At 69.7% G+C, this 13,413-nt stretch carries 12 protein-coding genes; 3 read left to right on the top strand and 9 right to left on the bottom strand.

Features of this window, described 5'->3' with window-relative positions; genetic code table 11:
• Positions 1-127: 127 nt before the first annotated feature.
• Entirely contained in the window at positions 128-1,036 is a 909-nt protein-coding gene (locus AB4Y91_RS16535; RefSeq protein ID WP_441419507.1) for a LysR family transcriptional regulator, read from the top strand.
• A gap of 3 nt (positions 1,037-1,039) precedes the next feature.
• On the opposite strand, the gene gatB is transcribed toward AB4Y91_RS16535, so the two are convergent.
• The 4 genes from gatB to AB4Y91_RS16515 all read right to left on the bottom strand — a co-directional run bounded on the left by gatB (position 1,040) and on the right by AB4Y91_RS16515 (position 6,032).
• Positions 1,040-2,545, bottom strand: coding sequence for an Asp-tRNA(Asn)/Glu-tRNA(Gln) amidotransferase subunit GatB (gene gatB, locus AB4Y91_RS16530; protein ID WP_441419506.1), 1,506 nt, complete (start codon positions 2,543-2,545; stop codon positions 1,040-1,042).
• The gene (gene gatA, locus AB4Y91_RS16525) at positions 2,545-4,116 is read right to left on the bottom strand and encodes an Asp-tRNA(Asn)/Glu-tRNA(Gln) amidotransferase subunit GatA (protein WP_441419505.1); all 1,572 of its coding nucleotides are present in this window, start codon (positions 4,114-4,116) and stop codon (positions 2,545-2,547) included. The genes gatB and gatA overlap by 1 nt, the downstream gene beginning before the upstream one ends.
• Before the next feature lie 4 nt (positions 4,117-4,120).
• Positions 4,121-4,417, bottom strand: coding sequence for an Asp-tRNA(Asn)/Glu-tRNA(Gln) amidotransferase subunit GatC (gene gatC / locus AB4Y91_RS16520; RefSeq protein WP_175323093.1), 297 nt, complete (start codon positions 4,415-4,417; stop codon positions 4,121-4,123).
• Positions 4,418-4,556: 139 nt separating this feature from the next.
• Positions 4,557-6,032: a CitMHS family transporter gene (locus tag AB4Y91_RS16515; RefSeq protein WP_441419504.1), complete on the bottom strand. Its 1,476-nt coding sequence runs from the start codon at positions 6,030-6,032 to the stop codon at positions 4,557-4,559.
• A 179-nt stretch (positions 6,033-6,211) separates the two neighbouring features.
• Between AB4Y91_RS16515 and AB4Y91_RS16510 the strand changes: the two genes are divergently transcribed.
• Both AB4Y91_RS16510 and AB4Y91_RS16505 read left to right on the top strand, forming a co-directional pair.
• Positions 6,212-7,954, top strand: a complete 1,743-nt coding sequence (locus AB4Y91_RS16510; protein WP_441419503.1) for an ATP-binding protein — start codon at positions 6,212-6,214, stop codon at positions 7,952-7,954.
• Complete coding sequence (locus AB4Y91_RS16505; protein ID WP_441419502.1) at positions 7,947-8,618, top strand: response regulator; 672 nt, start codon at positions 7,947-7,949, stop codon at positions 8,616-8,618. The genes AB4Y91_RS16510 and AB4Y91_RS16505 overlap by 8 nt, the downstream gene beginning before the upstream one ends.
• Before the next feature lie 20 nt (positions 8,619-8,638).
• On the opposite strand, the gene AB4Y91_RS16500 is transcribed toward AB4Y91_RS16505, so the two are convergent.
• The 5 genes from AB4Y91_RS16500 to AB4Y91_RS16480 form a co-directional block, all read right to left on the bottom strand.
• The gene (locus AB4Y91_RS16500) at positions 8,639-9,160 is read right to left on the bottom strand and encodes a hypothetical protein (RefSeq protein WP_441419501.1); all 522 of its coding nucleotides are present in this window, start codon (positions 9,158-9,160) and stop codon (positions 8,639-8,641) included.
• 99 nt (positions 9,161-9,259) lie between these two features.
• On the bottom strand, positions 9,260-9,763 hold the full coding sequence (locus AB4Y91_RS16495; protein ID WP_441419500.1) for a GNAT family N-acetyltransferase: 504 nt from the start codon (positions 9,761-9,763) through the stop codon (positions 9,260-9,262).
• 102 nt (positions 9,764-9,865) lie between these two features.
• Positions 9,866-10,696 (bottom strand): inositol monophosphatase family protein, encoded by an 831-nt coding sequence (locus AB4Y91_RS16490; RefSeq protein ID WP_441419499.1) that lies wholly within the window; start codon positions 10,694-10,696, stop codon positions 9,866-9,868.
• On the bottom strand, positions 10,693-13,023 hold the full coding sequence (gene ligA / locus AB4Y91_RS16485; protein WP_441419498.1) for an NAD-dependent DNA ligase LigA: 2,331 nt from the start codon (positions 13,021-13,023) through the stop codon (positions 10,693-10,695). The genes AB4Y91_RS16490 and ligA overlap by 4 nt, the downstream gene beginning before the upstream one ends.
• Before the next feature lie 150 nt (positions 13,024-13,173).
• The coding region (locus AB4Y91_RS16480) for a hypothetical protein (protein ID WP_441419175.1) at positions 13,174-13,413 on the bottom strand (240 nt) is incomplete at its 5' end.

Raw genomic sequence — 13,413 nt, 5'->3', positions numbered from 1 at the left:
TGGCCGCTCCGGGACGGGAGCGGTGGTGTGGGACAACTCACCTCATTAGACCCGGCGGAAAGCATTAGCACAACCGGATTTTTCTCAATCGACGATTTAGCACTGGCTTAGCTCTAGGATGGTGGCCATGGAAATCCACCAGCTCGAAATGCTCCGCGAACTCGGCGCCCTGGGCAGCGTCAAGGCCGTCGCGGAAACGCTTCTGGTCACGCCCTCGGCGGTGTCCCAGCAGTTGGCCGCCCTGCAGAAGTCCGTGGACGTGCCGCTGACCCGGAAGGAGGGCCGGAACCTGGTCCTCACCGAGGCCGGCCAGGTGCTCGCAGACGCCGGGGCCGCCGTCGTGAGCGCGATGGCGGACGCCAGGACGGCGATCGGCGCGTACCACGGCTCGCCGGTGGCGCCGGTGTCCCTGAGCGGGTTCCACAGCGCCGGCCAGGCCTTGTTCGCGCCGCTGGCCCGGCTGCTGGCCGGACCCGGGCAGCCGAGGATCCAGCTCTCCGACGAGGACGTGGCCCAGCAGGACTTCCCGGCGCTGACCGCCCGGTATGACCTGGTCCTCGCGCACCGGATGGACCACAGCCCTCGATGGCCCCAGGAGCGGGTGGCGGTGATCCCGCTCGCGCACGAGCCGCTGGACGTGGCGCTGCCGGCCGGGCACCGGCTCGCCGGGCAGCGGGCGGTGACGGCCGACGACGTCGTTGGCGAACCCTGGGTGACGAGCCACACCGGCTACTCCCCCGCCGACGTGCTCTCCGCCGTCGCGGCCGTATCCAGCCGCGAGCTGAACATCGTGCACCGGATCAATGACTACTCCACGGTGGCGGCGCTGGTGGCGACCGGGAGCGTGATCGGGCTGCTGCCCCGGCACACCGCGCGCCCTGTGCTCAACCCGGAGATCGTGCTCAGGCCGCTGGAGGGGATCAGCACCCGGCGCCGGATCGACATCCTGGCCCGGCCGGAGAACCTTAAACGCAAATCGGTCATGATGGTCTGCGAAGCGCTGCAGACCATCATGACCGATCTAGTGGGCGGTTAGGGCCTAGCCTTCGACGCCGAGGCGCTGCAGGATCAGCTCCTTGACGCGGCCGGCGTCGGCCTGCCCGCGGGTGGCTTTCATGACGCCGCCGACGATCGCGCCGATCGCCTGGAGCTTGCCGGCGCGGATTTTGTCCGCGACTCCGGGCTGCGCGGCGAGGACCGCGTCGATGGCTTCGAGCAGCGGGCCGTCGTCGGAGACCACGGCGAGGCCGCGCTTCTCGACGATTTCCGCCGGGGTGCCCTCGCCGGCGAGGACGCCGTCCAGGACCTCGGAGGCCATCTTGTTGTTGATCTTGCCGTCCTCGACCATCTGGTTCAGTTCCACGATGGTGGCCGGGGCGACGCCGAGCTGGCCGGGGTCGACGTCGGCGTTCTTGGCGCGTCCGACGATCTCGCCCATCCACCACTTGCGGGCCACGGTGGCGGTGGCGCCGGCGGCGATGGTTTCCTCGATCTCGTCCATCACGCCGGCGTTGACGACGTCGCGGAACTCCAGGTCGGAGTAGCCCCAGTCGGCCTGCAGGCGCTTGCGGCGGGCGGCCGGCGGCTCCGGCAGCGTGGCCCGGAGCTCCTCGACCCACTCGCGCGACGCGACGATCGGCACCAGGTCCGGTTCCGGGAAGTAGCGGTAGTCGTCGGCGTCGGACTTGGGCCGGCCCGAGGTGGTGGAGCGGGTGTCCTCGTGCCAGTGCCGGGTCTCCTGGATGACCGGCTGGCCGGACTCCAGCACGGCGGCGTGCCGCTGGATCTCGTACCGGACGGCGTGTTCGACGGCGCGCAGGGAGTTGACGTTCTTGGTCTCGGAACGGATGCCGAAGCGTTCGCGGCCGTGCGGGCGGAGTGAGACGTTCGCGTCGCAGCGGACGTTGCCGCGTTCCATCTTGGCGTCCGAGACGCCGAGGTTCTTGACGATTTCCCGGACCGCGGCGACGTAGGCCTTGGCCAGCTCGGGCGCGCGGCTGCCGGCGCCCTCGATCGGCTTGGTGACGATCTCGACCAGCGGCACGCCGGAGCGGTTGTAGTCCACGAGCGAGTAGTCCGCGCCCTGGATGCGGCCGGCGGCGCCGCCCATGTGGGTGAGCTTGCCGGCGTCCTCCTCCATGTGGGCGCGTTCGATCTCGACCCGGAACACGGTGCCGTCGGAGAGTTCGATGTCCAGGTAGCCGTCGTACGCGATCGGCTCGTCGTACTGGGAGGTCTGGAAGTTCTTCGGGGTGTCCGGGTAGAAGTAGTTTTTCCGGGCGAAGCGGCAGGTCTCGGCGATCTTGCAGTTCAGCGCCAGGCCGATCTTGATCGAGGATTCGATCGCGGTCTTGTTCACCACGGGCAGCACGCCGGGCATGCCAAGGTCCACCTCGTTGACGTTGGTGTTCGGTTCGTCGCCGAAGACGTTCGGGGCGGAGGAGAACATCTTGGTCTTGGTGTTGAGCTCGACGTGGACCTCGAAGCCCAGGACGGGGTCGTACTTCTCCATCGCCTCTTCGAAGCTGAGGGTTGCGTCAGTCATTAGTGTGAACCTCCGTGGCTCGAAGCGGCAGCGTCAGAAAGGGCGGAGCCCGTCAGGGAAGGGGCCTTGTCCAGCAGCGGTCCGCCCCACTGCGCCTCAAGCAGCGACTCGAGCACGGCGCCGACACGGTAGAGCCGGGCATCCTGGCGCGCCGGGGCGAGCAGCTGGACGCCCACCGGCAGTCCGTCCTCGTCGGCGAGGCCGCCGGGCAGGGAAAGCCCTGGGACGCCGGCCATGTTGGCCGGGATCGTGGCGACGTCGTTGAGGTACATCGCGAGCGGGTCGTTGAGCTTCTCGCCGAGCTTGAAGGCCGTGGTCGGCGCCGTCGGGGAGATCAGCACGTCGGCCTGGGCAAACGCGGCGTCGAAGTCGCGCTGGATCAGGGTGCGCACCTTCTGGGCCGAGCCGTAGTAGGCGTCGTAGTAGCCGGCGCTGAGGGCGTAGGTGCCCAGGATGATGCGGCGCTTGACCTCGTCGCCGAAGCCGGCAGCGCGGGTGGCTCCCATGACGCGTTCGATCGTCAGCGGGCCCTCTGCGGGCAGCGCCCGCAGGCCGAACCGGACGCCGTCGAACTTGGCCAGGTTGGAGGAGGCCTCGGAGGGCATGATCAGGTAGTAGGCGCCGAGCGCGTACTTGAAGTTGGGGCAGGAGACCTCGACGATCTCGGCGCCGGCGCCCTTGAGCAGCTCCAGCGCCTCGTTGAAGCGGTTTTCGACACCGGCCTGGTAACCCTCGCCGTGGAGTTCCTTGATGATGCCGATCTTCATGCCCTCGACGTTGCCGGTCCGGGCCGCGGCCACGAGGTCCTCGAGCGGGTCCGGCAGTGAGGTGGAGTCGCGCGGGTCGTGGCCGCCGATCACCTGGTGCAGCAGGGCCGAGTCCAGCACGGTGCGGGAGACCGGGCCGATCTGGTCCAGCGAGGAGGCCATCGCGATGGCGCCGTAGCGGGAGACGCCGCCGTAGGTGGGCTTCACGCCGACGGTGCCGGTGACGGCGCCGGGCTGGCGGATGGACCCGCCGGTGTCCGTGCCGAGCGCGAGCGGGGCTTCGAAGGCCGCGACGGCGGCAGCGGAACCGCCGCCGGAGCCGCCCGGGATGCGCTCCAGGTCCCAGGGGTTGTGGGTGGGGCCGAACGCGGAGTGCTCGGTGGAGGAGCCCATGGCGAACTCGTCCAGGTTGGTCTTGCCCAGGATCGGCATCCTGGCGGCGCGAAGGCGCTCCACCACGGTGGCGTCGTAGGGACTGTGCCAGCCTTCGAGGATCCTGGAGCCGGCGGTGGTGGGCTGGCCGATGGTGACGATCAGGTCCTTGACCGCGATCGGGACGCCGGCGAGCACGTGCAGCTCTTCGGCAGCGGCGCCGCCGGCGGCGCGGATCGCGTCCACCTCGGCGGCGACGGCGAGGGCTTCCTCGGCGTTGACGTGCAGGAAGGCGTGGACCTGGCCGTCGACGGCGGCGATCCGGTCCAGGTGCGCCTGGGTGACCTCGACGGCGGTGACCTCGCGCGCAGCGAGCTTCTCGGCGAGCGCGGCCGCGGAGAGGCGGAACAGCTCGGGGGTGGTTTCAGTCATGGTCTTAGTCCTCATCCAGGATTGCCGGGACCTTGAAGCGGCCCTCATACGCGTCGGGGGCTCCGGAAAGTGCCTGCTCGGCCGTGAAGGTGTGGCCCACAACGTCCTCGCGGAACACGTTGGTCAGCGGGATCGGGTGGGATGTGGCCGGGACGTCATCACCGGCGGCTTCACTGACGGACTTAACCGAATCGACGATGACGGCGAGTTCGCCGGCCATCCTGTCCAGCTCTTCAGCACTCATCTCGATGTGCGCGAGACGCGCGAGATGCGCGACGTCGTCGCGGTTGATCGCAGCCATGGATCTCCCCTGCAAGTTCGGATTATTTTCCGTCCCAGTCTACGTGGGTTGAACTGCTGTTACCGTCGGACGCGGAGATGACAGTTCACGGCAATGTTTTGTGCAAACACTGCCGCGAACTGTCATCTCGTGCGGTTTGTCAGCCGATGCCGATGGCTCCGGTGAGTACCCCTACTCCCAGCATGACCAGGGAGATCACGGCGGTGCGCCAGAGGACCTTCTTGTGGTGGTCGCCCAGGTCCACCTTGGCCAGGGAGACCAGGAGCAGGATGGCCGGCACCAGCGGGCTCTGCAGGTGGAAGGGCTGGCCGGTAATCGAGGCGCGGGCCATGTCCGCGGCGCCGACGCCGTAGTGGGCGGCCGTTTCGCTCAGGACCGGCAGGACGCCGAAGTAGAAGGCGTCGTTGCTCATGAAGAACGTCATCGGGATGCTCAGGACGCCGGTGATGACGGCCATGAACGGGCCCATGTCGGCCGGGATGATCGCGACGAGCCATTCGGACATGGCTTTGACCATGCCGGTGCCGTTGAGCACACCGGTGAGGACCGCGGCGGCCATGACCATGCTGACGACGGCGACGATCGAGGGTGCGTGCGCGATCAGCTGGGCGCTCTGGTCCTTGACCTTGGGGAAGTTGACCAGCAGGGCGACGGCGGCGCCCACCATGAAGACGAACGGCAGCGGAATGATGTTGGCGACGAGTGTCACCATCACGGCGACCGTCAGACCCAGGTTGAACCAGAAGAGCTGGGGACGCAGGGTCTTGCGGTTGGGATCCAGCGCGGTGTCCGCCATGGCGGAGTCGCGCTCGTCGACGAGGTCTTCGGTGCGCTCCAGCACGGCGACGGCGGACCCGCCGCCGGCGGCGGGGGCTCCCCCGGCGGGGCCGGTGACCTTGCGTCCGGAGCCGAAGCGGCCAAGGCGGCCGGTGCCGCCGGCTGCACCGGCGCCGGCTCCGCCGTCGAACTGACCGTCCTCGGCCCAGATCTCCGGGGCCACGGTACGCAGCCGGTTGCGTTCCTGCAGGCCCAGCAGCCAGGCGAAGACAAACACGATGACGAGGCCGGCGACCAGCGAGGGGATCATCGGGACGAAGACGTCGGAGACGCTGATCTTCAGCGCGGAGGCGGCGCGGGCGGTCGGTCCGCCCCAGGGCAGGATGTTCATGGTGCCGTTGGCCAGGCCGGCCACGCAGGTGAGGACCACGGGGCTCATCTTCAGCCGCAGGTAGACCGGGAGCATGGCGGCGGTGGTGAGGATGAAGGTGGTGGAGCCGTCGCCGTCGAGCGAGACCGCCGCGGCGAGGATCGCGGTGCCCAGGACCACCTTGGCCGGGTCGTTGCCGAGCTTGCGCAGGATGAACCGGACCAGCGGGTCAAAGAGCCCGACGTCGATCATCAGGCCGAAGTAGATGATGGCGAACATCAGCAGCGCGGCCGTGGACGTCATCGACTTCATCGAGTCGAGCACCATGGGGCCGATGCCCAGGCCGGCGCCGGCGAACAGTCCAAAAACGGTGGGGACGATGATGAGCGCCAGTACTGGCGTCAGCTTCTTCGTCATGATCAGCACCATGAAGACCGCAATCATGGCGAATCCAAGTAATACCAGCACGGCCGGCTCCTTCTTCTGTGTTCCGCACCACTCCGCTGTGATGCGCACTACAGACGTTAGGGTGGCGTGCGTCACGGGAGTGCCTTTGCCTCAATTGATTGGCATACTCCTTGTTGGACGCATTTTGCGCATTTTGCTCACAGCTGTTGAAGTCACCGGATCATCGAAGGAGGGCCGCCGTGGGAGCCCTCAAAGGCCGCACTCCCTTGCGGTTCACGACCCAGACCCTGCTGCTCCAGCTCGGGGTTGTGGCCCTCGTGGTGCTGCTCAGCAGCGCCGTGCACGCCTGGCTGACGTACGAGCGGCTGGGCCGCGAGGCGGAGAACCAGGCACTGACCCTGGCCCGCACGGTGGCGTCGGACCCGGCGGTCCGGGCCGAGGTGCAGCAGATCAGCGCACGGCCCGGCACTCCCCCGCCCGCGGAGCTGCTTGCCGGCCCGCTGATGGCCGCCGCGGAGGGCGCCCGGGCGCGCACCGGCGCACTGTTCGTCGTCGTCACCGACGAGACCGGACTGCGGCTGGCGCATCCCGACGCCGACCGGCTGGGCCAACGGGTCAGTACCGATCCCTCCGAGGCGCTCTCCGGCAAGGAGGTCACCACCCGGAACACCGGCACCCTGGGCCCCTCGGCCGGCGCCAAGGTCCCGGTCTTCGCGCCGGGCTCGTCCGCCGTGGTGGGCGAGGTCAGCGTGGGCTACTCCACCGAGACCATCGGCCAGAGCCTCGCCCGCGACATCGTCCCGATCGCACTGACGGCGGCCGGCGCGCTGCTGGCCGGCGTCCTCGTCTCGTTCCTGCTGCGGCACCGGCTCCGCCGGCTGACCCTGGGGCTGGAACCGGAGGAAATCAGCACCCTGGTCCACGACCAGGTGGCGGTCCTGCAGGGCGTGGACGACGGCGTGATCGGCGTGTCCGCCGACGGCCGGATCAGCGTCTTCAACGCCGCGGCCCGGCGGATGCTGGCCCAGCCGGACCTGGCCGGAACCAGCTGGGCGGCGGCGCCGGTGCCCGTACCGCTCAAGGCCCTGACCAGGCCGGACGCCGCCGAGGGCGACGCCGTGGAGTTCCTGGCCGGCGGCCGCGTGCTGGTGGCGAGCGCCCGCAAGGCCCTGCACGGCCGGGAGGACCTGGGCTGGGTGGTCATGCTCCGGGACCGGACCGAGCTCCAGCAGCTCACCCGCCAGCTCGATGCCGTTGGGACCATGTCCACCGCCCTGCGCGCCCAACGCCACGAGTTCGCCAACCAGCTGCACACGATCGCCGGCTTCATGAGCATCGGGCAGCACCAGCAAGCGCGCGACTACCTGGCCCGGCTGGCGGCCACCGGGCCGTTGAAGTTCCCGGTGGAACAGGCCGAGCTGCTGCAGGACCCCTACCTGCAGGCGTTCCTGGGCGCCAAGGGTGTGGAAGCCGACGAGCGCGGCGTCAGCCTGCGGCTCGGCCCCGAAACCCTGGTCCGCGGCCACGTCATCGAGCCGCAGGAGGTCACCACCGTGCTGGGCAACCTGATCGACAACGCCGTGAACGCCGCGGTCGCCGGCGCCGCGGCCGACCGCTGGGTGGAAGTCGAGGTGCTGGACGCACCCGGCGACGGCGGGGCCGCCGGCACCCTGCACATCATCGTGGGCGACTCCGGCGACGGCCTGCCCGGCGGCGGCGACGGTTTCACGGCTGCCGGCGGCGGCGGTGCCGACGGCGGTGCGGAAGACGTTTTTGCCGAGGGTTTCACCACCTCGGGGCAACCCGCCCGGGCCGGTGCCGGGCAGGGCCTGGGGCTGGCCCTGGCCCGGCAGCTGGCCCGGCGCCGCGGCGGTGACGTGACGGTGCTGGAGCGGGGTGCGCCCGGCGGGCCGGGAGCCGTGTTCATGGCGACCCTCCCCGGGACCATCGCCGACTCGACCGAAGGAGACAACGATGTCTGAAGATTTCCGGGTGCTGATTGTGGACGACGACTTCCACGTCGCCAAGCTCCACGCGGCCTATGTGGATTCCGTGGCGGGCTTCCTGGCGCTGGCGCCCGCCGGGTCGGCGTCGCAGGCCCTGCAGTCCATCCACAGCCTCCGCCCGGACCTGGTGCTGCTGGACGTGTACCTGCCGGACGCCTCCGGGCTGGATCTGCTGCACCAGCTGGATGTGGACACCATGATCCTCAGCGCCGCCTCGGATGCGGCGTCAATCCGGGTCGCCTTCCGGCGCGGTGCCCTGGGCTACCTGCTCAAGCCGTTCACGGCCGAGTCGCTCTCCCAGCAATTGCGCTCCTACGCGCGCTACCGCCGCATCCTGGCCCAGCCGGGGAACCTCACGCAGGAGACGGTGGAACGGGCCAAGCGCGCCCTCATCCCGGGCGACGTCACGGCCTCCGCGCGGCCGCGGTCCGCCACGGAGGCGGCGGTGCTGGAATCGCTGGAACCCGGGGAACAGTATTCGGCGGCGGAAGTGGCCGCCCGCGTGGGCGTCTCCCGGGCCACCGCGCAGCGTTACCTCTCCTCGCTGGCGGACGACGGAGCCGTCGACATCCAGCTGCGCTACGGCACGACGGGCCGCCCGGAGCACCGCTACGGGGTGCCCGCGCTCCCCGGCCGCTAGGAACTCCCTCGACCGGCCGCTCAGCCGGTGATGCTGCGTCCCCTGCGGAAGGCGTTGCGGCGGGCGTGTTCGTGCACGCGGCCCAGGGCTTCGATCTGCGCCTGCCCCTCGGCGGTGAGATCGGCAAATCTGGACGGATCGAGACCCAGTTCCGGCGCCAGTTCCTCCAGCGTCTGCCAGCCGCCGATCTTGGCCAGGACGGCGGCGCGCATCAGTTCGGATTCCAGCACCAGGGTCATGGGCGAACGGCTCAGCAGCCGGCCGTTGAGCTTGAGCCGGCCCGCATGTTCCGCGAGCCATGCCGCAGCCTGGCGGTGCGGGCGGGTGCGGACGCTCAGCTCGCGGAGCAGGCTGCGGAGCAGCTCGCGCTCGCGGCGGATCTCCGCGGCCACGGTGGCGAGCTCGGTGTGGACCGGGGTATCCGTGAAGTCCTTGACCATCCGTTCGATCCGGCCCAGTCCGGCGGTGGCGCCGGTCAGGTGGTCGGACAGATAGAGGCCGAGCAACTTCTCGTCGATGGTGTCGGGGATGTGCGGTGCCATGGATCCTCCAGCCGTACTCGTGCTGTTTTTCCAGCGTGGGTTTGGGGTGGTGTGCTGGCTGCAACCCTACCCTGAGCGGTCCGAAGCTAGGGGCTGGTTCTAGAGGTCGAGGCGGTAGACGAGCAGTTTGATGTCCGTGCCCGGGACGAACCAGTCGCGCTCGGGGACACGCTGGAAGCCGGTCTTCCGGTACAGGCCGTGGGCGCTTTCCCAGGTCAGGCCGGTGGTGAGGGCGACGCCGGTGATGCCCGGCAGGGACCTGGCGTGCTCGATGATGGCCTGCACCATGGCTTTGCCGGCGCCGCTGCGCTGCACCGCGGGGTCCACCACGAGCATCCGGAACTCCAGCTCGTCCGTCCGGGCGATGTCTGCGTAGGGCTCCCCCGCGACGGCGAGGGTCACCGAACCGACAATCCGGCCGGCGCGCTCCGCCACCCAGATGGTCGCGTTCCCGTGCCGCTGGGCAACCCGCTGGATTTCCTGCATGTACGGGTGGTCCGCGTCCTCAAAGTGGCCCGCGGCCAGGTAGGCGTCCCGGGTGATGCGGGCGACGGCGTCGTAATCGGCCGGGACGGCGGGGCGAATGAGGATCTGCGAATGCACCTGTCTATGGTACGGGCGCCCGCGCCGGGCCAGGGACCAACGGGCGGTTTCCGTGACTGAACTATCAGGCGCCGGGCCGGCTGCGCCAGCCCGGACGTGCCGTCAGAGCGGGAACTTGCCGGAGAGCTCGAGGGGCCCCGCGCAGGTCCATGCCGCGAGCCGCTCGTCGTCGGAGGGCCCGCCGTCGAGCACGCTGGTCAGCCGGGGACGGCGCACCCAGCAGCCGGCCTCCTCGGCGATCAGGGCGCCGGCGGCGAAGTCGTGTTCGTTGAGTCCGCGTTCGCCGTAGGCATCGTGCGTGCCGTCCGCCACCAGGCAGAGATCCAGCGCCGCGGATCCCAGCCGGCGGACGTCCGCGAAGCCGTCCATAAGGCCGCCCAGCGCGGAAGCCTGTTCGGCCCGGACGCCCCTGTCGTAGCTGAAGCCCGTCGCCAGGATCTGGCCGGTCCGGCCCGGCACCGGTCCGTAGAGCTGCGAGCGCTGCCCGCTCTCCTCGAGCCAGGCGCCGTGGCCGCGGGAGGCATAGTAGACGCGCCCCAGCGCGGGCGCGTGGACGACGCCGGCCAGCCAGGCGCCGTCCGGGCCGGCCACTGCCACCGAGGTTCCGTAGTAGACGATGTTGCGGATGAAGTTGGTGGTGCCGTCGAGCGGGTCGATCGACCAGCGGAAACCGCTGGAGTTCGCGGGCAGCACGGTGCCGCCCTCCTCGCCGGTGATCGCGTCCTCCGGCCGGGCCCGGGTGATGACCTCGCGGACGGCGGCCTCGGACGCGAGGTCGAAGGAGGTCACCCAGTCCCCCGAATCACCCTTGTTGCTCACGCCCAGCGCGGCGGCACTCCGGCCGGCCAGCACCGCGGCGCCCGCGGCAGCCGCCTCCAGCGCCAGTTCCAGGAACGCGGCCGGCGCGGGAAATTCTTCCGGGCCGGAGCTCACTCGCCCGCCTCCTGGTGGTCTTCGCCGTCACTCCCGGCGCCGCCGTCGCCGTCGTCGCCCGAGCCGGCGTCGCCGTCGTCGCCCGAGCCGGCGTCGCCGCCCGAGCCGGCGTCGTCGCCGAGCCCGGCCGGGCCGTTAGCGAGCAGCGCGCGGAAGCCGTCCTCATCCAGGACCGGCAGGCCCAGCTGTTCCGCCTTGTCCAGCTTGGTGCCCGCGTTCTCACCGGCCACCACGTAGCTGGTGTTCTTGGAGACCGATCCGGCAGCCTTGCCGCCGCGGACCAAAATCGCTTCCTTGGCCTCGTCCCGGCTGAAGCCCTCCAGGCTGCCGGTGACCACAACGGTCAGGCCCTCCAGGGTGCGCGGGGTCGACTCGTCGCGCTCGTCCTCCATCCGGACTCCGTCGGCGGCCCAGGTGTCCACGATTTCACGGTGCCAGTCTTCGGCGAACCATTCCTTGAGCGCGACGGCGATCACCGGCCCCACGCCGTCGACGTTGGCCAGTTCCTCCTCGGAGGCCTGGCGGATGGCATCCATGGTTCCGAAGGCGGTGGCCAGTGCACGCGACGCCCGCGGTCCCACGTGGCGGATGGACAGCGCCACCAGGACGCGCCAGAGCGGCTGGGTCTTGGCCTTTTCGAGTTCGTTGAAGAGCTTCTCGGTGGTGGCGATCGGCTTGGACGGTACCTTGGCCGTGCCCTTGGTGTAGAAGTACGGCACCAGCTCGAACTCGCCGGTCGCCACGCCCTTGGAGCGCTTTTCGCGGCGGATCCGGACCCCGGCAAGGTCCTCGGGCGTGAGCCGGAACAGGTTCGCCTCCGTGGTGAGCGGTGCGACGTCGGGCTCGGCCGGCTGGGTCAGGGCGATCGCCGCTTCCCAACCGAGGGCCTCGATGTCGAAGGCGCCGCGGCCGGCCAGGTGGAAGACGCGTTCGCGCAGCTGCGCCGGGCAGGACCGGGCATTGGGGCAGCGGATGTCGACGTCGCCTTCCTTGGCCGGTGCGAGCGGTGTGCCGCAGGCGGGGCATTCGGTGGGCATGACGAAGTCGCGCACCGGCGGGTCCTGGGCGTCGCGGAGGGCCAGCACGGGCCCGACGATTTCCGGGATGACGTCCCCGGCCTTGCGCAGCACCACGATGTCGCCGATCTTGACGCCCTTGGCCTTGACGACCTCTTGGTTGTGCAGGGTGGCCATTTCCACCGTGGAGCCGGCCACCTTGACCGGCACCATCACGCCGTAGGGGGTGACGCGGCCGGTGCGGCCCACGTTGACGGCGATATCGAGCAGCTTGGTGTTGACCTCTTCCGGCGGGTACTTGTAGGCCACGGCCCAGCGCGGGACCCGGGAGGTGTAGCCGAGGGCGCGCTGGGTGGCGAAGTCGTCCACCTTGACCACGATGCCGTCGATCTCATGGCTGAGGCTGTGCCGTTTGTCTCCGTAGCGCCGGATGAAGTCCAGCACTTCCGTCAGGCCGGGCAGCACCTCGAAGTACGGGCTGGTGGGCAGCCCCCAGTCGGCGAGTTGGCGGTAGGTGTCCGACTGGCTGACGGTTTCCAGGCCCTCGCGGGCGCCGATGCCGTGCACGTACATCTTGAGCGGCCGCTTGGCGGTCTCCGCCGGGTCCTTCTGCCGCAGCGAGCCGGCGGCGGCGTTGCGCGGGTTGGCCAGCGGCGCCTTGCCGGCCTCGATCAGCGCCTCGTTGAATTCCGCGAACGCCTTGGACGGGATGAAGACCTCGCCGCGGATCTCCATCTCGACCGGGAAGTTCCCGCCCTTGAGCTGCTGCGGGATTTCCTTGATGGTCAGGACGTTGTGGGTGATGTCTTCCCCGGTGAAGCCGTCGCCGCGGGTGGCCGCGCGGACGAGCACGCCGTCGCGGTAGAGCAGGTTCACGGCCAGGCCGTCGATCTTGAGTTCGGTGAGCCACGACGGCGGGTTGCCGCCGTTACCGAGCTTGGCGACGCTGGCCTCGGCCTTGGCGATCCAGGCCTCCAGCTCGTCGAGCGAGAACACGTCCTCGAGGCTGTACATCCGGGTCAGGTGTTCGACGGCGGCGAAGGCGGCGGAGACTTCGCCGCCCACCTCCTGGGTGGGCGAATCGTTGGCGACCAGTTCGGGGTGCATGGCCTCGATGGTCTCCAGCCGCCGGAAGAGCTCGTCGAACTCGGCGTCGGAGATGATCGGGGCGTCCTCCTGGTAGTACGCAAAGCGGTGCTTGCGGACCTCCTCGACCAGTTCTTCATACTCGGCGCGGATGGCCTCCGAGGGGACCAGTTCCCCGGCCGGGCTGAGGGTTTCGGTATCTGCTGCTGTCTTCCCTGTGCTCACAGACCTATCCTGCCCTAGATCCCGGACATTGTCCGGTCAGGAGCGGGTCCGGGCGGCGCAGCCTGCCGGTGCCCGGCCGCTTTGGGCGGGCCGCTTTAAACGATCAGCCCGGACGCGGTTGCGTCCGGGCTGATCTGGAGAGGGTTCCGGCTAGCGCGAGGAGGCGCTTTCCTGCTCGGTGGCGTTGCGGTTGGCCTGCTGGCTGGCCTGCTGCAGCGCCTGGGACACCCGGGTGAGGGCCGCAACGTGCTCGCCGTTCCACTCGTTGCGGAACTTCTCCGCGTCCGGTCCCAGCCACTGGGTACCGGCCAGGACCTTGGTCAGCATCGACCTCTGGTTGTCGATCTCCTGAGAACCGGCCTGCAGCTTCGTCCCAAGAGTCTTGAGCTG

The organism is Arthrobacter sp. YAF16 (assembly GCF_052113385.1).
In the GTDB taxonomy this organism is placed as follows: domain Bacteria; phylum Actinomycetota; class Actinomycetes; order Actinomycetales; family Micrococcaceae; genus Arthrobacter.
The sequence above is the reverse complement of the archived record's forward strand: the minus strand, read 5'-3'. Positions and strand labels throughout refer to the sequence as shown.